The organism is Massilia cavernae (assembly GCF_003590855.1).
In the GTDB taxonomy this organism is placed as follows: Bacteria; Pseudomonadota; Gammaproteobacteria; order Burkholderiales; family Burkholderiaceae_D; genus Telluria_A; species Telluria_A cavernae.
Window position 1 is genome coordinate 16,227 of the sequence record NZ_QYUP01000065.1, and the last position, 21,232, is coordinate 37,458.

At 63.8% G+C, this 21,232-nt stretch carries 25 protein-coding genes; 13 read left to right on the forward strand and 12 right to left on the reverse strand.

What is annotated here, in order from left to right; translation table 11 throughout:
- Nucleotides 1-64: 64 nt before the first annotated feature.
- The gene (locus D3872_RS06030; RefSeq protein WP_119809933.1) at nt 65-676 is read left to right on the forward strand and encodes a glutathione S-transferase C-terminal domain-containing protein; all 612 of its coding nucleotides are present in this window, start codon (nt 65-67) and stop codon (nt 674-676) included.
- Between the two features lie 12 nt (nt 677-688).
- The gene (locus D3872_RS06035) at nt 689-1,609 is read left to right on the forward strand and encodes a PfkB family carbohydrate kinase (RefSeq protein WP_119809934.1); all 921 of its coding nucleotides are present in this window, start codon (nt 689-691) and stop codon (nt 1,607-1,609) included.
- A 1-nt stretch (nt 1,610) separates the two neighbouring features.
- On the opposite strand, the gene bfr is transcribed toward D3872_RS06035, so the two are convergent.
- From bfr to D3872_RS06050, 3 genes are all read right to left on the reverse strand, one after another.
- Complete coding sequence (gene bfr, locus D3872_RS06040; RefSeq protein WP_119809935.1) at nt 1,611-2,087, reverse strand: bacterioferritin; 477 nt, start codon at nt 2,085-2,087, stop codon at nt 1,611-1,613.
- Nucleotides 2,088-2,222: 135 nt separating this feature from the next.
- A complete protein-coding gene (locus tag D3872_RS06045; RefSeq protein ID WP_229459188.1) occupies nt 2,223-2,909 on the reverse strand; it encodes an energy transducer TonB in 687 nt (228 codons plus the stop codon).
- Between the two features lie 7 nt (nt 2,910-2,916).
- The gene (locus tag D3872_RS06050) at nt 2,917-3,129 is read right to left on the reverse strand and encodes a (2Fe-2S)-binding protein (RefSeq protein WP_119809936.1); all 213 of its coding nucleotides are present in this window, start codon (nt 3,127-3,129) and stop codon (nt 2,917-2,919) included.
- A gap of 242 nt (nt 3,130-3,371) precedes the next feature.
- On the opposite strand from D3872_RS06050, the gene D3872_RS06055 reads away from it, so the two are divergent.
- Genes D3872_RS06055 through D3872_RS06065 form a run of 3 tightly spaced genes read left to right on the forward strand, consistent with a single transcriptional unit; the run spans nt 3,372 to nt 5,790 of the window.
- On the forward strand, nt 3,372-3,644 hold the full coding sequence (locus D3872_RS06055) for a FeoA family protein (protein WP_119809937.1): 273 nt from the start codon (nt 3,372-3,374) through the stop codon (nt 3,642-3,644).
- A 3-nt stretch (nt 3,645-3,647) separates the two neighbouring features.
- Entirely contained in the window at nt 3,648-5,537 is a 1,890-nt protein-coding gene (gene feoB / locus D3872_RS06060; RefSeq protein WP_119809938.1) for a ferrous iron transporter B, read from the forward strand.
- A 1-nt stretch (nt 5,538) separates the two neighbouring features.
- Nucleotides 5,539-5,790: a DUF6587 family protein gene (locus D3872_RS06065; protein WP_119809939.1), complete on the forward strand. Its 252-nt coding sequence runs from the start codon at nt 5,539-5,541 to the stop codon at nt 5,788-5,790.
- A 38-nt stretch (nt 5,791-5,828) separates the two neighbouring features.
- On the opposite strand, the gene D3872_RS06070 is transcribed toward D3872_RS06065, so the two are convergent.
- Nucleotides 5,829-6,269: a hypothetical protein gene (locus tag D3872_RS06070; RefSeq protein WP_147373819.1), complete on the reverse strand. Its 441-nt coding sequence runs from the start codon at nt 6,267-6,269 to the stop codon at nt 5,829-5,831.
- A 31-nt stretch (nt 6,270-6,300) separates the two neighbouring features.
- Entirely contained in the window at nt 6,301-7,191 is an 891-nt protein-coding gene (locus tag D3872_RS06075; RefSeq protein ID WP_119809956.1) for a DUF72 domain-containing protein, read from the reverse strand.
- 152 nt (nt 7,192-7,343) lie between these two features.
- Here D3872_RS06075 and D3872_RS06080 point away from each other — a divergent pair, with 152 nt between their 5' ends.
- The 4 genes from D3872_RS06080 to D3872_RS06095 all read left to right on the forward strand — a co-directional run bounded on the left by D3872_RS06080 (nt 7,344) and on the right by D3872_RS06095 (nt 10,058).
- Nucleotides 7,344-8,015 (forward strand): glutathione S-transferase family protein, encoded by a 672-nt coding sequence (locus tag D3872_RS06080; RefSeq protein WP_119809941.1) that lies wholly within the window; start codon nt 7,344-7,346, stop codon nt 8,013-8,015.
- 5 nt (nt 8,016-8,020) lie between these two features.
- Entirely contained in the window at nt 8,021-8,797 is a 777-nt protein-coding gene (locus D3872_RS06085) for a 5'-3' exonuclease (protein ID WP_119809942.1), read from the forward strand.
- Between the two features lie 19 nt (nt 8,798-8,816).
- Nucleotides 8,817-9,212: an ANTAR domain-containing response regulator gene (locus D3872_RS06090; protein WP_119809943.1), complete on the forward strand. Its 396-nt coding sequence runs from the start codon at nt 8,817-8,819 to the stop codon at nt 9,210-9,212.
- 597 nt (nt 9,213-9,809) lie between these two features.
- Complete coding sequence (locus D3872_RS06095; protein WP_119809944.1) at nt 9,810-10,058, forward strand: DUF3297 family protein; 249 nt, start codon at nt 9,810-9,812, stop codon at nt 10,056-10,058.
- 120 nt (nt 10,059-10,178) lie between these two features.
- Here the strand turns inward: D3872_RS06095 and mnmA are convergent, their stop codons facing one another.
- Nucleotides 10,179-11,282: a tRNA 2-thiouridine(34) synthase MnmA gene (gene mnmA / locus D3872_RS06100; protein ID WP_119809945.1), complete on the reverse strand. Its 1,104-nt coding sequence runs from the start codon at nt 11,280-11,282 to the stop codon at nt 10,179-10,181.
- A gap of 1 nt (nt 11,283) precedes the next feature.
- The gene (locus D3872_RS06105) at nt 11,284-11,787 is read right to left on the reverse strand and encodes an NUDIX hydrolase (protein WP_119809946.1); all 504 of its coding nucleotides are present in this window, start codon (nt 11,785-11,787) and stop codon (nt 11,284-11,286) included.
- Between the two features lie 243 nt (nt 11,788-12,030).
- Here D3872_RS06105 and D3872_RS06110 point away from each other — a divergent pair, with 243 nt between their 5' ends.
- From D3872_RS06110 to D3872_RS06120, 3 genes are read left to right on the forward strand one after another with little or no spacing between them, the layout of a single operon-like run.
- On the forward strand, nt 12,031-13,143 hold the full coding sequence (locus D3872_RS06110) for a Re/Si-specific NAD(P)(+) transhydrogenase subunit alpha (RefSeq protein ID WP_119809947.1): 1,113 nt from the start codon (nt 12,031-12,033) through the stop codon (nt 13,141-13,143).
- A 55-nt stretch (nt 13,144-13,198) separates the two neighbouring features.
- Complete coding sequence (locus D3872_RS06115; RefSeq protein WP_119809948.1) at nt 13,199-13,516, forward strand: NAD(P) transhydrogenase subunit alpha part 2; 318 nt, start codon at nt 13,199-13,201, stop codon at nt 13,514-13,516.
- Nucleotides 13,513-14,970, forward strand: a complete 1,458-nt coding sequence (locus D3872_RS06120; RefSeq protein ID WP_119809949.1) for an NAD(P)(+) transhydrogenase (Re/Si-specific) subunit beta — start codon at nt 13,513-13,515, stop codon at nt 14,968-14,970. Before D3872_RS06115 ends, D3872_RS06120 begins: the two co-directional genes overlap by 4 nt.
- A gap of 24 nt (nt 14,971-14,994) precedes the next feature.
- On the opposite strand, the gene D3872_RS06125 is transcribed toward D3872_RS06120, so the two are convergent.
- From D3872_RS06125 to D3872_RS06145, 5 genes are all read right to left on the reverse strand, one after another.
- The gene (locus tag D3872_RS06125) at nt 14,995-15,870 is read right to left on the reverse strand and encodes a sensor domain-containing diguanylate cyclase (protein ID WP_182915704.1); all 876 of its coding nucleotides are present in this window, start codon (nt 15,868-15,870) and stop codon (nt 14,995-14,997) included.
- 141 nt (nt 15,871-16,011) lie between these two features.
- Nucleotides 16,012-17,166: an FAD-dependent monooxygenase gene (locus D3872_RS06130; RefSeq protein ID WP_119809951.1), complete on the reverse strand. Its 1,155-nt coding sequence runs from the start codon at nt 17,164-17,166 to the stop codon at nt 16,012-16,014.
- A gap of 3 nt (nt 17,167-17,169) precedes the next feature.
- Entirely contained in the window at nt 17,170-18,501 is a 1,332-nt protein-coding gene (gene pepP, locus D3872_RS06135; RefSeq protein ID WP_119809952.1) for a Xaa-Pro aminopeptidase, read from the reverse strand.
- Entirely contained in the window at nt 18,498-19,217 is a 720-nt protein-coding gene (gene murU / locus D3872_RS06140) for an N-acetylmuramate alpha-1-phosphate uridylyltransferase MurU (RefSeq protein ID WP_119809953.1), read from the reverse strand. Before murU ends, pepP begins: the two co-directional genes overlap by 4 nt.
- A gap of 13 nt (nt 19,218-19,230) precedes the next feature.
- Nucleotides 19,231-20,286 (reverse strand): aminoglycoside phosphotransferase family protein, encoded by a 1,056-nt coding sequence (locus tag D3872_RS06145; protein WP_119809954.1) that lies wholly within the window; start codon nt 20,284-20,286, stop codon nt 19,231-19,233.
- Nucleotides 20,287-20,383: 97 nt separating this feature from the next.
- On the opposite strand from D3872_RS06145, the gene D3872_RS06150 reads away from it, so the two are divergent.
- The coding region (locus tag D3872_RS06150) for an LPS-assembly protein LptD (RefSeq protein WP_147373820.1) at nt 20,384-21,232 on the forward strand (849 nt) is incomplete at its 3' end.

Sequence of the window (21,232 nt, forward strand, 5' to 3'; positions counted from 1 at the left end):
CGCGCCACAGGCGTCGCGGGCCACGGTGCTATACTGTTAGCTATTCATCTACATAAAATTATCCATGAAACTGATCGGTTCGCTTGCCAGTCCGTACGTTCGCAAGGTGCGCGTCGTGCTGGCGGAAAAAAAGCTCGACTACGCCTACGAGCTTGAAAACGTCTGGAGCCCGGAAACCCGCATTCACCAGTCCAACCCGCTGGGCAAGGTGCCGTGCCTGATCATGGAAGACGGCAGCCCGATGTTCGATTCGCGCGTCATCGCCGAATACCTCGACACCCTCACCCCCGTCTGCAAGCTGCTGCCGCCCAATGGCCGCGACCGCGCCGACGTCAAGGTGTGGGAGGCGCTGGCAGACGGCGTGCTCGATGCCGCCGTGCTGGTGCGCCTCGAGCGCACGCTGCGCTCGAAGGACCAGCAAAGCGAGGCCTGGGTCGAGCGCCAGATGGCCAAGGTGGCCGCGGGCCTCGAGGTCATGTCGGCCGACCTGGGCGACTCGGCCTTCTGCATGGGCACCCACTACACGCTGGCCGACGTTGCCGTCGGCTGCACCCTGGGCTGGCTGTCGTTCCGCTTCCCCGACATCGGCTGGCGCGGCGACTACCCCAACCTGGCGCGCCTGTTCGACAAGCTCTCCGAGCGCGCGTCGTTCCGCGACACGGTACCGCAGCAGTAATCTGGGCTATCCATGACGACAGTCGTCTTCGGCGAGGCATTGGTCGACGATTTCGCCCACGAGCAAATCGTGGGCGGCGCGCCGTTCAACGTGGCGCGCCACCTGGCCGCCTTCATGGCGCCGCAGCTGATGGTCACCCGCATCGGCGACGACCGCAACGGGGCGCTGGTGCGCGCCGAATTCGAACGCTTTGCGATGTCCGAGCGCGGCCTGCAGGCCGACGGCATGGAAGAAACCGGGCGCGTCATCGTGCACCGCAGCGCCGACGGCCACCGCTTCGCGATCCAGCCGCGCCAGGCCTATGACTTCATCGCCGTCGACGCGGTGCTGGCCTCGGTACGCGAGGTCGAGCCCACTGCCGTTTATTTCGGCGCGCTGGCGCAGCGCGGCGAGCGCTCGCGCGAAGCGCTGTTCTCGCTACTGGGCGCCTCCACCGCCATGCGCTTCCTCGACCTCAACCTGCGGCCCGGCCAGTACGACGAAACCATCGTCATGCGTTCGCTGGAGGCGGCCGATATCGTCAAGGTCAATGAAGATGAACTGCAGCTGCTGTTCGGCTGGAGTCTGGGCGCCGGCGCCCCGTCGCCTTCGGACGCCGATGCGGTGCGGGCGGGCTGCGCGGCGCTGGTCGAACGGCACCGGCTCGAAGCGCTGCTGGTCACGCTGGGCCACCGCGGCTCGGTGTACTTCGGCAGGGATGGCAACCTGATCGCCAACCGCGACAATCCCACGCCGCCCTTCGTGATCGACACGGCGGGAGCGGGCGACGCGTTCTCGGCGATCTTTTTGCTGGGACGTTCGCGCGGCTGGCCGTTGGCGCAGACGCTTGCGCGCGCCAACGAATTCGCCGGCGCGATCTGCGCAATCCCGGGCGCGGTGCCGCGGGATATGGACTTCTACGACAGGTGGGTGGCGCACTGGCGCGCCGCCTGAATCACTCTTCGGTCGACATCTGGCTTTGCAGGTAGTTCTGGATACCGATCTTGACGATCAGGTCCAGCTGCGTTTCCAGCCACTCGATGTGTTCTTCCGTATCTTCCATGATGGCCAGGAACAGGTCGCGCGACACATAGTCCGCAGCCAGTTCGCAGGCCGCGATAGCTTCCTTGACGGTGACGTGGGCCGCCTTCTCCAGCTTCAGGTCGCATTCCAGCATTTCCTGGGTCGACTCGCCGATCAGCAGCTTGTGCAGCGCCTGCAGGTTAGGCAGGCCCTCGAGCAACAGGATACGGTCGATCAGCTTGTCCGCATGCTTCATCTCGCCAATCGACTCGTCGTACTCCTTCTTGCCGAGCTTCTGCAGCCCCCAATGGCGGTACATGCGCGCGTGCAGGAAATACTGATTAACGGCGGTCAGCTCATTGGTGAGCTGTGCGTTGAGCAAACGGATGATGTTCTTATCGCCCTTCATGGGATGCTTTCGAAAGTGGCAGGAATGCCACCATCATAGCAAACTGATACGGTCTTGTGTGGCGCGCGCGCGTCATCTTTCAAACCGATGAGCCGGCAAGGAATCACATGAAGAGTAGGTAGGAAGCGGGCGCTCTTACCCGAGCTGGAAATTCAAGGGAACAATCACAAACACCGCCACCGCCCGCCCATCTTCCAGGTGCGGCTTGAACAAGGCCCGCTTCGCCGCCTGGCGGCCGGCTTCATCCAGCCGCGGGAACCCCGATGAGCCCTGTACCGTCACCTGCTCGGCCAAGCCTTTCTCATTGACGAGCACCTTCAACACTACCTTCCCCTGCTCCCCCAGCCGCTTCGACAGCGGCGGATAAACAGGCTGCGGCGGCTCGATATACTCGACACCTGAGGAAATAGTCTTGGGCACGGCGGCCTGCACCGGCGCAGGCGGGGCTGACACAGCCGCAGGAACAGGAACCGCCTCAGCAATTGCTGGCGCAGCCTGCTGCGGCAATGAAATGGCGTTTTCCAGCGGTGCAATCCGCACCAGGGGAACAACCGGCATCACCAGCCGTTGCGCCAGCGCGACTGTTTTCGGCATGGCGGGTGGCTTGGGAGGTGGGGGAGGTTCGGGCGCCGCGACAAAAGTCACCAGCACCGGTTCCGGCATTGCCGCTTCGACAACCCGGGACAACAAGCCGCTGGACGCGGCATAAAACAACAGCAGGTGGGCAGCGGCGACGCCGGCTACCGGCCCGATTCTCCCGAATGCCCGCTGCGGTAGCGCGAACGCGCGACCGGCGGCATGGGAAAAGGCCAGCGTGCTCACCGTCGGATCACGCTTCCTGGATCGAGCGGAACGACAGCTCGGTGACCGTGGTCTTGCTTTTGATGTGCTCGCGCAGCACTTGCTTGGCGCAACTGGCGCACTTGCCGCAGCAGGTGGCGACGCCAAGGTCTTCACGCAGTTCCGCCATGGTCGACAGACCGAGGTCGACAGCCTGGCGGATTTCGCGGTCGGAGATGTTGTTGCAGACACAAACGATCATTAAAGCACCCTAAATGGTTGAGAACTCGACAAGGTTGCCGTTTTCTCTAATGCGAATCATTATCATTACGGTTCAGATTCTGCGCCATTTCAGCGCGCCATGCAAGCGTTTTTGTCGCCGGCGGATCGAAGATGGGCTGTTTTTTTAAGTGTAGACAAGTCGCAAATAGTAATAATTCGCATTTAGGATTATGATGTAGGGGTGCATAAAGGCCGAGCTGGCCGCAACCTGAAAGAAGCGACATGACCCTTGCCCCAACCCTGATTACACTCGACGCCCTTGCGGCGGGCCAGAGTGCCACCGTGATCCACCTGGCGCCGGCCGAAAGCCGCCAGGGCGAGGCTGCCGTCGACATGTCGCGCCGCCTGATGGAACTGGGCTTCGTGCCGGGCGAGCGCATCCGCATGCTCAAGCGCGGTCTGCCGGGCGGCGACCCGCTGGCGGTCCGGGTCGGCGAATCCACGTTCGCACTGCGCCGCTTCGAAGCGGCACTGATCTCGATCCAGCCGGAGTAATACATGGGAGCTGTAGATTCGCAGGTGCAGGCCGCGGTCCGCACGCCGCTGATCGCCCTGCTGGGAAATCCAAACTGCGGCAAGACCGCATTGTTCAACCGTCTTACCGGCGCGCGCCAGAAGGTCGCCAACTACGCCGGCGTCACCATCGAACGCAAGGAAGGCAGCTTTACCTCGCCGGCCGGCCGCGCCTTCCGCGTGCTCGACCTGCCGGGCGCCTACAGCCTGTCGGCCACCACGCCCGATGAAGCGATCACGCGCGACGTCGTCGCCGGCCTGCGCGCAGGCGAACGTGCGCCCGACGCCATCGTCTGCGTCGTCAGCGCCATCAACCTGCGCCTCAACCTGCGCCTGGTCCTCGAAATCAAGCGCCTCGGCCTGCCGGTGGTGCTGGCGCTGAACATGGTGGACGTCGCGAAGAAGCGCGGCATTGCCATCGACGCCGCCGTACTGGAAAAAGAGCTCGGCATCCCGGTCGTCGAAACCGTCGCGGTACACGCCGGCGGCGAGAAGGAACTGCTGGCCGCGCTCGACCGCATGCCGCAGGACGTGCGCGCCACCGCCAACCCGCTGTCGGCCATCGACGCGGTATCGGTCGAGGAAACCCAGCGCGAAGTGCGCCGTATCCTGGACGCCAGCGTCAGCTACGCCAACGACCGCGGCAACCTTACCGAACAGATCGACAACGTGGTGCTGCACCCGGTCGTTGGCCCTGCGATCCTGGCCGTCGTCATGTTCCTGGTGTTCCAGGCCGTGTTCAGCTGGGCCGCGGTGCCGATGGAAATGATCACCGGCGGCGTCGACGCGCTGGGCGCGATGGTCTCGGGCACCATGTCGGAAGGCCCGCTGCGCAGCCTGCTGGTCGAGGGCATCCTCGGTGGCGTCGGCAGCGTGCTGGTGTTCCTGCCGCAGATCCTGATTTTGTTCTTCTTCATTTTGGTGCTGGAAGACTGCGGCTACCTGCCGCGCGCCGCCTTCCTGCTCGACCGCATGATGGGCGGGGTCGGCCTGTCAGGCCGCGCCTTCATCCCGCTGCTGTCCAGCTTTGCCTGCGCCATCCCCGGCGTGATGGCCGCTCGCACCATCCAGAATCCGCGCGACCGCCTGGTGACGATCATGATCGCGCCGCTGATGACATGCTCGGCGCGCCTGCCGGTGTACGCGCTGGTCATCGCCGCCTTCATCCCCAACCGCGAAGTGGGCGGCTTCATGAACCTGCAGGGACTGGTGCTGTTCGCGCTGTACTTCGCCGGCATCGTCGGCGCGATGGGCGTGGCCTGGATCTTCAAGCGCATCATGGGCGGCGCCGGCAAGCAGCCGCTGATGCTGGAACTGCCAAGCTACCACTGGCCGCACATGCAGAACCTGGCGATCGGCCTGTGGGAACGCGCCAAGACCTTCCTGACCCGCGTCGGCACGCTGATCCTGACGCTGATGATCCTGATCTGGTTCCTGTCCACCTTCCCGGGCGCACCGGAAGGCGCGACCCAGCCGCCTATCTACTACAGCGTGGCCGGCATGATGGGCCGCGCGCTGGCGGTAATCTTCGAGCCGATCGGCTTCGGCTGGCAGATCTGCATCGCGCTGGTGCCGGGCATGGCCGCGCGCGAAGTGGCGGTTGGCGCACTGGGCACGGTGTATGCGCTGTCGCAGAGCGGAGATGAACTGGCCAACACGCTGACGCCGCTGATCGCGCAATCGTGGAGCCTGGCCACCGCGCTGTCGCTGCTGGCCTGGTACGTGTTTGCGCCGCAGTGCCTGTCCACGCTGTCGGTGGTCAAGCGCGAAACCAACAGCATCCGCTATCCGCTGATCATGGCGGGCTACATGTTCGCGCTGGCCTACGTGGCCTCCTTCATCACCTACCGCGTCGCGCTGGCGCTGGGAGGCTGAGGTGCTTGAATACGCCATCGTCGGCCTGATCGTTGCGGTATCTGCCTTTTTCGCGGTCCGCGGCTTCATTCCGGCGAGCTGGCGCAAGCATCTGTCGTATCGGCTGGGCGGCAGCGAGTCCGCCCTCGGCCGCATCATGAATACGGACCCCAGCTGCGGAAGCGGCTGCGACACCTGCAAGACCTGCGCCGACGACGAACCCGCTCCCGCGGCCGAAGACGGCAAGCGCGTCATCAAGATCCACAAATCCTGAGACGTTGCGCGCGCACCGGCACTACGCGTATCGGCTGCCTAGCCGCCAGTGAGTTCGCGCCGGACCGCTGGCGATTCCTTCTTGTTCTGCAGCGCCTGCCCGAACACCGTTCCAAGCGTCATCCCATGGGTCCAATTGGTGTCGAGCTCCACACCAATCTGGCGGCGCATGTCGCGTGCCAGCGCTTCGGTTTCGGCTGCATCCGGCCAAGTGCGGCTCGGGCGCAGCTTGCGGTACGCAGCCGTGAGCGTATCGGTCGGACTCAGGTCCAGCTGTTCGGTCTCGCGGAAAGCGAACGACGACACGAACGCCGTCAGGAATTCGCGCACATCGGACTTGGAAGCGTCAGGGAAGGCATGGCGCCATCCCTTGCCCTGGAAGCTGCGGCTGCGGTAGGTGGGGGTCGGGTTCCGGAACTTCATTTCCCAGATGATGACGCATGCAATCGAGCCCAGGATGAATAGCATTAATGTGACCATGACCAGTTTCTCTTATGTTTGGGTAAAAGCGTTACGCCTGATATCTGCTCGGCCTCACGCTCAGCTTTTCCATTAACCTGCGCGCGTCGTACGGCGCACGCACCTTGATGTCGTTGTCGAAGTAGCAGAACACGTCGCGGCCCGCGCGCTTGCGCGGCGCCTTCGGCGAAACCACGTGCGCATCGCCGGGCTCGGAACCCCTGGTCCATGCCTTGACGCGCGCCGCCCAGCGGTCCAGCGCTTCTTCCGTGTAGCCGCTTGCGTAGAGCTCCTTCTCGCCATGCAGGCGCAGGTACATGAAGTCGCTCGTCACGTCCTCGATCAGGGGCCACTTGCCGGCGGTGTCAGCCACGACGACCGCCACGTCGTACTTGCGCAGCAGCGCGATGAAAGCTTCGTCCTTGAAGCTCTCGTGGCGGATCTCGATGGCATGGCGCATCTGGCGCTTCGCGTCGACGTCGAGCGCGACCTTGCCTTCCATGCGCGGTTCGTACTTGCGGGCCAGTTGCAGCCCTTCGCCGGTGTCGTGCGGGAGCATGCTGAGGAAGTGTTCCATCCGCACGGGATCGAACTTGAAATTGGGCGGGAACTGCCACAGGAAGGGGCCGAGCTTTTCGCGCAGGTTGAACACGCCCGACGCGAACACATTGGCCAGCGGGCCGTCGATATCCTTGAGTCGGCGGATGTGCGTGATGAAGCGGTTGCCCTTCATGCTGAACACGAAGCCCGGGGGCGTCGCGTCGTACCAGGCTGAGTAGCTTTCGGGACGCTGCAGGGAATAGAACGAGCCGTTGAGCTCAATGCTCGGCACTACCCGCGATGCATACTCAAGTTCGCGGTCGTGGGGCAGGTCCTCCGGATAGAAGTCCCCACGCCAGGGCTCGTAGCGCCAGCCCGAAATACCGATGCGTATAAGTGACATGAAAACGAGCATAGGAGAAAACGGAAGTCGCTTCCGTTCGCTACCGTACGCTCGCGATAGCGGTGTGCCGGCCGCGCTTTCCCGATAGGCCTCAGTCGCCGGAACACTGCAACAATGCTAAGCTAGCGGCGTTTTCCAAACCGGCCAAGCACATGATCATCGTCCACCACCTGAACAACTCGCGCTCGCAGCGCATCCTCTGGCTGCTGGAGGAAATGGGGCTGGAGTATGAGCTGAAGAAGTACCAGCGCGATCCGAAGACGATGCTGGCGCCGCCCGAACTGAAGGCCGTGCACCCGCTCGGGAAGTCGCCGGTGATTTCCGACGGCGATACCGTGGTCGCCGAATCGGGCGCGATTGTCGAATACCTGACCGCCAAGCCGGGAGGCGAGCGCTTCGTGCCGCCGGCCGGGTCGAACGACCGCCTGCGCTACACCTTCTGCCTGCACTTCGCGGAAGGTTCGGCGATGCCGCCGCTGCTGATGAAGCTTGTGTTCGACCGCATCGAAACCGCGCCGATGCCGTTTTTCGTGAAGCCGATTGCACGCGGCATCGCGCGCAAGGTAAAGAAGGACTTCATCATGCCGAACATCGAACGCAACCTCGACCTCCTCGAGTCGGAGCTGGGCAAGAGCGCCTGGTTCGCGGGCGATGAATTTTCCGCCGCCGACATCCAGCTCAGTTTCGTGATCGAAGCTGCCGCCTCGCGCGGCGGCATGGACGGGCGCTATCCGAAGCTGGCTGCATTCCTGGAACGCATCCACGCGCGTCCTGCCTACCAGCGCGCTTTGGTCCGCGGCGGTCCGTACCAGATCGGGAAGTAAACGCGATGGGTAAGCTGCTTGCCATCGACGGCCTGAACATCGTCAGGCGCGTCTATGAAGCCAGTCCCGAGCCGGATTCGCAGGAAAAGGCCGACATCGCGCTGCGCCACGCGCTGTCGTCATTCCGCAATCTGCTGCACGCGCATGAGCCGACGCACGTGCTGGCGGCGTTCGACTACGGCGGCAGCACCTGGCGCCACGCGCTGTACCCGCGCTACCGCGAGCACCGCGCGCCCATGCCTTCGTACCTGCGCGAAGCGCTGCCCGGCTTCCACGACAAGCTAGCCAAGGCCGGCGTGCATGCCGTGATGATCCCCGAGGTCGAGGCGGACGACGTGATCGGCACCGGCGTGATGCGCTGGCTGAACGAAGGCAGGGGCGATGCCATCATCGCCACCACCGACAAGGACCTGCACGGCCTGATCGCGCACGGTGCGCTGGTGTGGGACCACTTCAAGGGCGAGTGGCACGACGACGCATGGGTGCGCAACAAGTTCGGCGTGGCGCCCGAGCTGCTGGTCGACCTGCTGGCGCTGATGGGCGATGTGACCGACGGTGTGCCGGGCGTGTCCAAGGTGGGTATGAAAACGGCGGCCAAGCTGCTCAACGCCTACGGCAACCTGGATGCCGTGATGGCCGGCGCGGGCATCCTCAAGACGCCGATCGGCGAACGCCTGCGCGCGGAGCGCGATACGCTGTATCTGTCGCGCCAGCTGGTGGAGCTCAAGCTGGACGTGCGTCTTGGCGTCAGCTGGAATATGCTGGCGTACGAGACGTTTTGATAACAAGGATAATAAAGAGATGCTGAAGGCGGTCATTGTCGACTCGAACGCGATTTCGCGCGGCCTGCTCAACACCGTGCTGACCGATGGCGGCTACAACGTTGTCGGGCAGACGCATACAAGCGCGCAGGGATACGCGCTGCTGCAGAAGCACGCGCCCCACATCATCTGCATCGCGCTGCAGCAGGTGGAGGACGGCAGCAATGTGGTGGAGCAGATCCGCGCCACCATGCCCAAGACCTTGATCTTCTTGGTATCGGGGACATTGGATGCGCAGACTGTGCAGGCGTCACTGGGGCGGGGCGTGCATGGGTTTATCGTGAAACCGTTCAAGGCGGACGCAGTGCTGAAGACCATCCGCAATACAGTGATCGCCGTGGTGAGGAAGCTTCAGGCCGGGCCACCTGCGGAATAGAACATGCGGTGGAAAAGAGCGATGCACGCTCAAGTTCAGTTGTCGCGACCCATGCTTGGGCTGACGCTGGCTTCCAGGTAGGGGCAATTACCTGTCGACCGTAGCTGGCCAAGAGCGGCATGTCGAACCTTTGCGTCGACAGCACGGAATCACACGAATTCGCACGGAACCGCACGAAAAGTGCGCGAGATCAGGCGAATTGCATCCGCTTTTTCACGATTTCAATCCGAAAACGCACGATTTCGGTCCGGATCTAAACGATATGGTGCATGAGAGTGTTTAACGTTTAGAGAACATTTACCGCATTCAATCGTAAGAAGTCGGACTGTTTTCGGCCGATCTCGTGCGATTTTCGTTCGATTTCGCACGCGAATCGTGCGATTTCGGGGCGCTATCGTGCGGTATCGGCCAATATCGTGCGAAAGCGAGCAAACCATGAAACGACAACACCCAGCGCCCGCCGTGGGACTCCCACTTCGGGGCGTAAGCAGAACTTCCCACGCGAAGATTCCACTTGAGTTAGTCGGGAGCTCACTCTTCCCAAGACCCAATGGTGCGGGTTGTACCGTTTGGATTTGTGGAGGATAATTCCGGCCCATGAACGATACCTCTACACTCCCTCCACTGCCGGACCGCCTGTCGATCGATCCGCGCAGCCCTCACCACGTCCCTGCCGTGTTCCAGCACGACGTAGGCATTAAATTCAATGACAAAGAACTGACCAACGTTGAGGAATACTGCATCAGCGAAGGCTGGATCAAGGTTGCCGCGGGTAAGACGCTCGACCGCAAGGGCAAGCCGATGCTGATCAAGCTGAAGGGCAAGGTCGAAGTTTTTTATAAGTGATTGGTGCGGTTGGCGGTCAGGTGCCGCTAACGGTGCGCACGCGGATGCGGTCTTTGACCTTATCCGCCCTACCGACCATGGCTGCTCGGAAGTTAACCCGGCAGCCACTGTCTCTTCTTCTTACGGTTTCGCGGAGCCGTCGATGATGCCGCCGCCGAGGCAGACGTCGCCGTCGTACAGAACGGCCGACTGGCCCGGCGTTACCGCCCATTGCGGGTCGGTGAAGGTCAGCGCGAAACGGTCCATTCCTTCCGGCCTCACCTCGCACGCCACGTCAGCCTGGCGGTAGCGCGTCTTGGCGTTCAGTGCGCGCGGCGCAGGCGGCACGCCGGCGATCCAGCTGGCCTGGCCAGCATCCAGTGACCCCGACAGCAGCCACGGATGGTCGTGCCCCTGCACGATCCACAGCGTGTTGGTGGCGACGTCCTTGCGCGCGACATACCACGCGTCGCTCGAACCGTCCGGATTCTTGTACGCCTTCATGCCGCCCACGCCGATGCCCTTGCGCTGGCCCAGCGTGTAGAACGACAGCCCCACATGCTCGCCCACGACAGTGCCGTCGTCGGTCTTCATCGGGCCCGGCTTGTACGACAGGTAGCGGTTCAGGAAGTCGCGGAACGGACGCTCGCCGATGAAGCAGATGCCGGTCGAGTCCTTCTTGGCCGCGTTCGGCAACGCCAGGCGCTCGGCGATCTTGCGCACTTCGGTCTTCGGGATTTCGCCCAACGGGAACAGGGTCTTGGACAACTGCGCCTGGTTCAGGCGGTGCAGGAAGTAGCTCTGGTCCTTGGTCGCGTCGACTGCCTTCAGCAGCTCGAAGGCGCCGTTGTTCTCGCGTACCCGCGCGTAGTGGCCGGTGGCGATCAGGTCGGCGCCGAGGTGCATCGCGTGGTCGAGGAAGGCCTTGAACTTGATCTCGGCGTTGCACAGCACGTCCGGATTCGGCGTGCGGCCGGCCTGGTACTCGCGCAGGAACTCGGCGAACACGCGGTCCTTGTATTCGGCGGCGAAATTGACCGCTTCGATGTCCACACCCACCACGTCGGCCACGCTGGCCGCGTCGATCCAGTCCTGGCGCGACGAGCAGAATTCGGAGTCGTCGTCGTCTTCCCAGTTTTTCATGAACAGGCCGATGACTTCATAGCCTTGTTCCTTCAGCATCCACGCCGCGACCGAGGAGTCGACTCCTCCCGACATGCCGATCACGACTTTTTTCTTGCTCATTTCAGGTGACATCCGTTTTTAGTGTGAGTCCGTCTTCGAAGACCGATTCGTGTGTATGCAGCAGGTCGAGCGAGGTGCGCTTGCCAGCAAGGTAGTCGTCGACGCAGCGAAGCACGATCGGGCTCCGGTGGCGTTCCTGGCAGGCCGCCATTTCGTCGCGCGTCATCCACAGTGTACGAAGGATCCCGTGGTCGAGCGGCTGGTCATACTCCTTGCCCGCTTCGCCGCAGAAGGTGAATCGCAGGTAGGTCACATCGGTGCCGCGCCGTTTCGAGGTGTAGCGCGACATGTACATGCCGACCAGCGCGTGCGGAATGAAATCGTGCGCCGTCTCTTCCATCACTTCGCGCACCACTGCCTGTTCCAGCGTCTCGAACGGATCGAGGTGGCCGGCCGGCTGGTTCAGGCGCACGCCTTCGCTGGTCTCTTCCTCGATCAGGAGGAAGCGGCCGTCGCGCTCGATGATCGCGGCTACGGTGACTGACGGTTTCCAGGTATGTGGCATGGCGTCCTCAAAATGAAGCCGACATTTTACCTTGCTTATCCATAGTTGCTCGCCCGCAGCCTCGCCGATGCTGTATGCATGGAAGTAACACATTGATCTGATACAAGAAATCGTCAAATCTTTCTGTATTTGCAACATGTGGCGGCTCGAAAATCCAACATGGCCTTGGAAATAAGCCAACAATGATCGGAAGAATAATTTCCGTGTACTATCTATTTCATTATTTCACTTATGGAGGCATTTATGAGGATAGGCATACCCGCCGAAACGCGGGCGGGCGAAACCCGGGTCGCTGCAACACCCGAGACCGTTAAGAAGCTGGCCGCGAAGCACCAGGTGGTAGTCCAGTCCGGAGCGGGCGTGGCCGCTTCGAACATCGACGAGGCCTACGCCGCCGCCGGCGCCACCATCGGCAGCGCAGCCGATGCCTTCGGCTGCGACGTAGTGCTGAAGGTGCGCGCACCCAATGCGGAAGAGCGCGCGCTGATGAAGCCGAACACCGTGGTGATCGGCATGTTGAATCCTTTCGACGCCGAGACCATCGCCGCGATGGCCGCATCGGGCCTGACCGCCTTTGCCCTCGAAGCCGTCCCGCGCATTACCCGCGCCCAGTCGATGGACGTGCTGTCCTCCCAGGCCAACATCGCCGGCTACAAAGCCGTGATGATGGCGGCGAATGCCTACCAGCGCTTCACGCCGATGCTGATGACGGCGGCCGGCACGGTGAAAGCCGCGCGCGTGCTGATCATGGGCGTGGGCGTGGCCGGCCTGCAGGCGATTGCGACCGCCAAGCGCCTCGGCGCGGTGATCGAAGCCTCGGACGTGCGTCCCCCGGTCAAGGAGCAGGTCGAATCGCTGGGCGCCAAGTTCATCGACGTACCATTCATCAGTGACGAAGAGAGGGAAATCGCGCAGGGCGTGGGCGGCTATGCGCGCCCGATGCCGGCGGACTGGATGCGCCGCCAGGCCGACCTGGTGCACGAACGCGCCAAACTGGCCGACATCATCATCACCACCGCGCTGATTCCCGGCCGTCCGGCCCCTGTGCTGATTTCGGAAGAAACCGTCAAGGCGATGAAACCCGGTTCGGTGATCGTCGACCTCGCGGTGGAACAGGGCGGCAACTGCCCCCTGTCGGAATTGAACAAGACCGTCGTCCGGCATGGCGTGTCGATCATCGGCGAGCCTAACCTGGCGTCGCTGGTGGCCGCCGACGCTTCTGCGCTATACGCGCGCAACGTGCTCGACTTCCTCAAGCTGATCATCGACAAGGACGAAAACCTGGCGATCGACCGCGAGGACGAGATCCTGAAAGCGACGCTGGTATGCGCGGGCGGGGAAGTGCTGCGCAAATAAGAACGACAGGGCGGGCCGCGGCCCGTTTCGACTGCAAATAATATAGGGAGTTAACATGGACGCCATCAGTCCAACCATCATCAATCTGATCATCTTCGTGCTGGCGATCTACGTCGGCTACCACGTTGTCTGGACCGTCACCCCGGCGCTGCATACGCCGCTGATGGCCGTGACCAACGCCATCTCCGCCATCATCATCGTGGGCGCCATGCTGGCCGCCGCGCTGACCGAGGGCATGGTCGGCCAGGTTGCCGGCACCATCGCCGTGGCACTCGCCGCGGTCAATGTGTTCGGCGGCTTCCTCGTCACGCAGCGCATGCTCGAGATGTTCAAGAAGAAGGAACCGAAGGCCAAGTCGGGAGGCCAGGCATGAATTTCATCACCATGAACCTGGTCACCATGCTGTACCTGGTGGCCTCGGTCTGCTTCATCCAGGCGCTCAAGGGCCTGTCCTCGCCATCCTCCGCGCGCGCCGGTAACGCCTTCGGCATGATCGGCATGGCGATTGCCACCGTCACCACCGTGGCGCTGATCCTCAAGCTCAAGACCCAGATGGCCACCGGCTCCATGGGCTACGGTCTGGTGATCATCGGCCTGGTCGTGGGCGGCGGCATAGGCGCCATTGCGGCGAAAAAGGTCGAGATGACCAAGATGCCGGAACTGGTGGCGGCGATGCACTCGCTGATCGGTCTGGCCGCCGTCTGTATCGCGGTGGCCGTGGTGTCGGAACCGTGGATGTTCCAGATCACCGAGCGTAGCATGGCACTGCCGTTCGGTAACCGCCTCGAGCTGTTCATCGGTACCTTCGTCGGCGCCGTCACCTTCTCGGGTTCCGTGATTGCCTTCGGCAAGCTGTCGGGCAAATACAAGTTCCGCCTGTTCCAGGGCGCGCCGGTCAGCTTCGCCGGCCAGCACATGCTCAACCTGGCGATCGCGATTGCCATCGTCGCGCTTGGCCTGATGTTCTGCTTCTCCGACGCGGTGGAGCCGGCGTGGACCCCGTTCATCATCATGGCGGCGCTGTCCTTCGTGCTCGGCGTGCTGATCATCATCCCGATCGGCGGCGCCGACATGCCGGTGGTGGTGTCCATGCTGAACAGCTATTCGGGCTGGGCGGCGGCGGGCATCGGCTTCTCGCTGAATAACTCGATGCTGATCATCGCAGGTTCGCTGGTCGGTTCGAGCGGTGCGATCCTCTCGTACATCATGTGCAAGGCGATGAACCGCTCCTTCTTCAACGTGATCCTGGGCGGCTTCGGCGGCGAGGCCGCGGCTGCCGGCGGTGGCGAGTCCAAGGAACAGCGCCCGGTCAAGTCGGGTTCCGCCGACGATGCTGCCTTCATCATGGCCAATGCCGAATCGGTGATCATCGTTCCTGGCTACGGCCTGGCGGTGGCGCGCGCACAGCATGCGCTCAAGGAGCTGGTCGAGAAGCTGAACCACCAGGGTGTCAGCGTGAAGTACGCGATCCACCCTGTGGCGGGCCGCATGCCGGGCCACATGAACGTGCTGCTGGCCGAAGCCGAGGTGCCGTACGACCAGGTGTTCGAGATGGAGGACATCAACAGCGAATTCGGCCAGACCGACGTGGTGCTGGTGCTGGGCGCGAACGACGTGGTCAACCCGGCCGCCAAGGATCCGAAGTCCTCGATCGCCGGCATGCCGATCCTCGAGGCCTACAAGGCCAAGAGCATCATCGTCAACAAGCGCTCGATGGCTTCCGGCTACGCGGGCCTGGACAATGAACTGTTCTACCAGGCGAACACGATGATGGTGTTCGGCGATGCGAAGAAGGTGCTGGAATCGATGGTCAAGGCCGTCGACTAAGTAGTCCTGCGCCGCAACCGGCCGTCACAGGCTTTCGACCCGGTTGCGGCCACCATCCTTGGCCTTGTAGAGCGCGCAGTCGGCAGTGCCCAGCGCCTCGTCCAGCGCTGTCCCCGGCGGCAGCGTCGCCAGCCCGATGCTGATCGTGACTGCCAGCTTCTTGTTGGCGGCGGTCGTTATCGGCTCCGTCGCAATCGCTTCCCTGATCCGCTCCGCCACGCCGATGGCGGTTTCCGACGATGTGTCGGGGAACAGCAGGCCGAATTCCTCGCCGCCGATGCGCGCCACAAAGTCGGTCGTGCGCGCCGCTGCGATCATGCGTCTGGCAATCTCGCGCAGCACCTCGTCGCCGACAGGGTGGCCATGGTCGTCATTGATTTTCTTGAAGTGGTCGATGTCGGCGATGCCGACGGCCATGTCGGCGCCGCGGCGCCATCCCAGCGCCATCATCTGCCCGGCTTCGGCGTCGAAGGAGCGCCGGTTGGCGATTTCGGTCAGCGGGTCGGTCATCGCCTGGCGTTCTAGAGCTGCCATCAGCTCGGCGTGCTTTTCCTCCATCCGCCGGCGCGGGCGCAGGTCCTCGATAAAGGCGCCGAAGTAGCGGGTGCCGTCGTGCATTCCGAGGTCCAGCGCCTTCATCTCGACCGGAATCTGCTCGCCGCACTGATGCCTCAGGACGGACTCGCCGACCTTGCCGAACGCTCCGTTGCCACGGTGCCTGTCATTGGCGCGGCGCTGGGCCGCAGCTGCTTCCGGCAGCACGCAGTCGACCGAGCTGCCCGGCAGCGCACCGATGGCGTAACCGCAGAGCACATGCATCGCGTGGTTGGCGTAGCGGATGGTGCATGCGTCGTCAATGATGAGCACGGCATCGAGGGACTCTTCGATCAGTGCCAACATCAGAGAGGCTGGCAGGGCGGTGATCATGGGAAATCACTGGACGGAACGTTGTCCGCTTATTCTCCCACGCCCTGCAGTTTTTCGTCTTGTTCCCGCATACATTCACGTCGGCAAGACACTGCGGCATTGATGTGTGGCGGCTTATTTGCCACGGTGGCCGAACATCATCGTTTCGGCCAGCAGCGAACGGGCCGGGGTAAAGGTGTCGAGCAGGCCGAGCCCAAGGCCCAGCAGCGCCTGCGAACGGTCATTGTTGGCGAACACGCGCGCCATCGTGTCGGTCAGGCTTACCACCAGCTTGCGGTCGGCCTTGCGCTCCTGCGCAAAGCGCGCCAGTGCTGCCGGTGACGCGTCGCGCGCCAGCAGGCGCGCCAGCACGGCGGCGTCGCGCAGGCCGAGGTTCAGTCCCTGGCCGGCGACCGGGTGTAGCGTCTGCGCCGCGTTGCCGATGGCGACCGTGCGTTCGGTGGCTGCTTCGCCCGCGTTGAGGCCGAGCGGGTAGGACACCCGCCTGGTGGTGCCGGTGAAGCGCCCGAGGCGGGCACCGAAGGCCTCGCCCAGCTGCGCCAGGAATTGCGCATCGTCCAGTGCCAGCAACTCCTGTGCGCGCGCGGGACGCGTGCACCACACGAGCGCGTATTGCTGGCGGTCGTCGCCGTCCTGCGGCAACAGCGCCAGCGGACCTTCTTCGGTAAACCGTTCATAGGCGCGGTGCGCCACTGGCAGGCTGGCGCTGACGCGCGCGATCACCGCGGTCTGGCCGTAGTCGCGTTGCAGTTCGCGCGCCGGCTGCGCGCCGAACACGCCGCCTTCGGCCTGCACCGCGAGACGCGCGCCGATCGTGCGTTCATCGTCGAGCGTCAGCACGACGCCGTCGCTGTCTTCCGTCTTGGCGGCCACGCGCGCTGGCCGGATGACGGCAATTCCCATGCGTTCGCATACGGAGGCCAGTATGCCGGCGACGTCGCCGTAGCGCGCAACATAGCCCAGCGCTGGCACCTTTTGTTCGGCGCAGTCGATCATGCTGCGGCCGAAGTGGCCGCGCCGCGATACGTGGATTTCATGAATGGGCGTCGCCGCCATCGGCCACGCGCCGATGGCTTCGAGCACCTGGCGGCTGCCGTAGGACAGGGCGATCGAGCGCGGGTCCGCCAGCGAAGCGGACAGCGGCTTGGCGTCGACCAGGCCGACGCGCTGCGCCGGCATGCCGCGCTGGACCAGCAGCGCCGCCAGCGCCATGCCCACCGGGCCGGCGCCGCAGATCGCCACGTCGAGATTGTGTTCCCTGGCTTCCATTGCTTAAGGCTGCTGCATGAGCTGTTCGATGTCGGCCACCGATTTCGGCGCCGCTGCACTGAGGATCGTATGGCCGCCTGGGGTCACCACCACATCGTCCTCGATGCGGATGCCGATGTTCCAGAACTGTTCCGGCACGCCGGGAGCGGGACGCACGTAGATGCCGGGTTCGACGGTCAGCGCCATTCCCGGTTGCAGGATGCGCGACGGCTTGTCGTCGCGGGTGACGTCGCGGTAGGCGCCCGCGTCATGCACGTCGAGGCCCAGCCAGTGGCCGGTGCCGTGCATGTAGAACTGCAGGTGTGCGCGCGCCGCGATCGCGTCCTCGGCGCTGCCGTACTTGGCCTTGTCGAGCAGGCCGGTGTCGAGCATGCCCTGCGCCAGTACCTGCACCGCCGCGTCGTGGATGCCGCTGTAGCGCTGGCCCGGAACGATGGCCGCCAGCGCCGCAGCCTGCGCGGCCAGCACCAGTTCGTACAGCTGGCGCTGGGGCGCGCTAAAGCGGCCGTTGGCGGGGTAGGTGCGGGTGATGTCGGAGGCGTAGCTATCCAGTTCGCAGCCGGCGTCGATCAGCACCAGGTCGCCGTCGGCTACCCGTGCGTTGTTGGCGTTGTAGTGCAGCACGCAGGCGTTGGCGCCGGCCGCGACGATCGACGAATACGCCGGCGACTGGGCGCCGCTGCGGCGGAATTCGTGCAGCAGTTCCGCTTCGATTTCATATTCGAACATGCCGGGACGGGTGGCGCGCATGGCGCGGGCGTGGGCGCGCGCCGAGATGTCGGCCGCGCGCTGCATCGTCGCCACTTCATGGTCGTCCTTGAACACCCGCATCTCGTCGAGCAGTGCCAGCAGGTCGTGCGCGCTGGTGGGCGCGGTGACGCCGGTGCGCGACTGGCTGCGCACCTTGTCCAGCCATCCCTTGACGCGCGCGTCGAAGGCCGCGCTGTGCGCCAGCGGATAGAACAGTGCCGAGGCGTTGGCCAACAGCCTCGGCAGCTCGGTGTCGATGTCTCGGATCGACCAGGCTTCGTCGAAGCCGAACGCTTCGCGCGCGGCTTCGGGACCGTAGCGGAAGCCGTCCCAGATTTCGCGCTCCAGGTCCTTGTCGCGGCAGAACAGCACAGCCTTCGCGGGCTGGCCGTCGCGCGCGGCCGCCAGCACCACCACGCTTTCGGGCTCGGTGAAGCCGGTCAGGTAATAGAAGGCGCTGTCGTGGCGGTAGGGGTAGTCGCTGTCGGCGTTGCGCGGCACTTCAGGCGCGGTGGCCAGTACCGCGACGGCGCCCGCGGGCATCTGCCCAAGCAGCCGCTCGCGCCGCGCCATGTGCTGTTTCATGCCTTTGCCTTTTTGGCCAGCGGTGCATTGAGTTCGTCGAGCTGCGCGACGGTGCCGACGTTCACCCATTCGCCTTCGTACACTTCGCCGCCGACCTGGCCGCGGTCGGCGTATTCGCGCATCAAGCCCCCGATGCGGACCTTCTCGCCCGGCTTGATCGCCGCGAACATCTCGGGACGGTAGACGCCGATATTGGCGAAGTTCCACTTCGGCGTGCCTTCGTTGGACACCGAGTACATGTTCAGCGCGAAGTCGCCTTCCGGGTTGTGCCACGGGTTCGGCGTCAGGTACAGCCAGCACACGTCGCGTTTGTCGGCAGGGTAGGGGTTGCCCCACATGTCCTTGTCGTGCAATACGTCCTCGACCTGTTCGAAGTCGAAGTAGGGGCAGTAGATGTCGCCCGATACCGCCACGAACGGTTCGTCGCCCAGCAGGTGCATCGCATTGGCGATGCCGCCCGCCGTTTCGAGCGCGGTTTCCTCGTGCGAGTACGCGATCTGCGCGCCGTACTTGCTGCCGTCGCCCAGTTCTTCTTCGATCATGTGGCCGAGGTGGGCGTGGTTGATGACGATCTCGGTGATCCCGGCGCGCACCAGGTTAAGGACGTGCCACACGATCAGCGGACGGCCGCGTACTTTCAGCAGCGGCTTCGGGCAGGTGTCCGTCAGCGGACGCATGCGCTCGCCGCGGCCGGCGGCAAAAATCATTGCTTTCATTTGGAGCCTGCGATCAGAAGGTGTAGCCGACCTGCGGCGCCTTGTCCTCGAACGTGTCGAGCAGGCGCACCAGCGGTTTGAGCACGGTGTAGCGGTTGGCGGTCTTGCGCACGTAATCGGCCACGGTTGGCAAATCGCCCATGTAGATCGCCTTGCTGTCGCGGTAGTTCAGGCGGCAGAAGATACCGAGGATCTTCAGGTGGCGCTGCAGCGCCATGAATTCGAAGTCGCGGTAGAAGGCGTCGATATCCGGATTGACCGGCAGGCCGACCTGCTTGGCGCGCTGCCAGTAGCGTACCACCCAGTCCAGCACCACTTCCTCGTCCCACTGGATGTAGGCGTCGCGCAGCAGCGAGCCGAGGTCGTAGGTGACCGGGCCGAACACCGCATCCTGGAAGTCCAGCACGCCCGGGTTGCCCTGGTCGATGAACATCAGGTTACGCGAATGGAAGTCGCGGTGCATGAACACCTGCGGCTGCGCCAGGTTGTTGGCGATGATCGCCTCGAACACCTTGTTCAGCTGCTCGCCCTGTTCCGGCGTCATGGTGATGCCGAGGTGCTTGCCGACATACCATTCGGGGAACAGGTTCAGCTCGCGCTCGATGAAGGCGCGGTCGTAGTTCGGCAGCACGTCCGGCTTGCTGTGCAGCTGGAACTGGATCAGCGCGTCGACCGCGTCCGAATACATGAACGGCGCGTTGTCGATGTCGAGGCGCTGCAGGTAGGTGGTGGTGCCGAGGTCGGACAGCAGCAGGAAGCCGTTGGGCACGTCCTGCGCGACGATGGCGGGAACGGTCACGCCGGCTTCGAGCAGCAGGCCTTGCACATGGACGAAGGCCGGCACGTTTTCGCGCTCGGGCGGCGCGTCCATCGCGATCAGCGTGTCGCCCAGTTTGGCGCGCAGTTCGGGCATCACGTCGAGGCGGAAGTAGCGGCGGAAGCTGGCGTCGGACGAGGCAGGGCGCTGGGTCTCGACCTGCACCAGGTTAAGCGTTCCGAGCCATGCTGAGAGTTGCTGCAGGCGGGCGTCGGACTGGGGTGCGGGGGTAGTAGATGACAATAAAGACATGAAGCAGCCTGTGGAATCCGTTTGAGTGACACAATCCCATATAATAAGGGATTAAACTCAAAAAAGCGCCTGCTATGGTGTTTGCACGTATCTTTTCATGAGCTGGATTCCGGCTCCATTACCCTCGCAGCGCTGGGCCTACGCCTTGACAGCGATCGTCACCGCCACCGCGGTGCCGGTGCACGCCCAGACAGCACCTGCCGCAGACAGGACCGAAGACCCGGACGCGCCGGTCACGGTGCTTGCCGAACAAATAACAGGCCGCCCCGACCGCGAAGTCGTGCTTCAGCGTGATGTCGAACTGATACGTGGCAAAACGCGCGTCACGGCCGACTCCGCCTGCTACAAGGTGGTGGAAGACGAAGTGACCGCGCGCGGCAATGTGTTCATGGAGCGCTTCGGTGACCGCTACAGCGGCGACGAACTGAAACTGAACCTCAGCTCCGGCAAGGGTTACGTGCTCGAGCCGAAGTACAAGCTCGAAATGAACAACGCCCAGGGCGGCGCCGGACGCCTCGACTTCATCAGCGAAGACGAGGCCGTGGTCATCAACGGCACCTACAGCACCTGCGAAGGCACCAGCCCCGACTGGTACCTGAGGGCGAGCACGCTGCGCCTCGACGCCGGCCGCGACGTCGGCGTGGCCGGCGGCACGGTGGTGTACTTCAAGGGCTTCCCCATCCTCGGCTCGCCGGCGCTGTCGTTTTCGCTGTCGGGCGCGCGCCGTTCCGGCTGGCTGCCGCCGAGCGTCGGTTTCGGCGCCAAGGGCGCGGCCGAAGTGATGGTGCCTTATTACTTCAACATCGCGCCCAACCGCGACCTGACGCTGTACCCGCGCCTGATGCTCGACCGCGGCCTGCAGATGGGCGCCACCGGCCGCTACATCGGCGAGACCGGCGCCGGCTGGTACGGCGGCGAGACCCACCTCGAATTCCTGATCAACGAC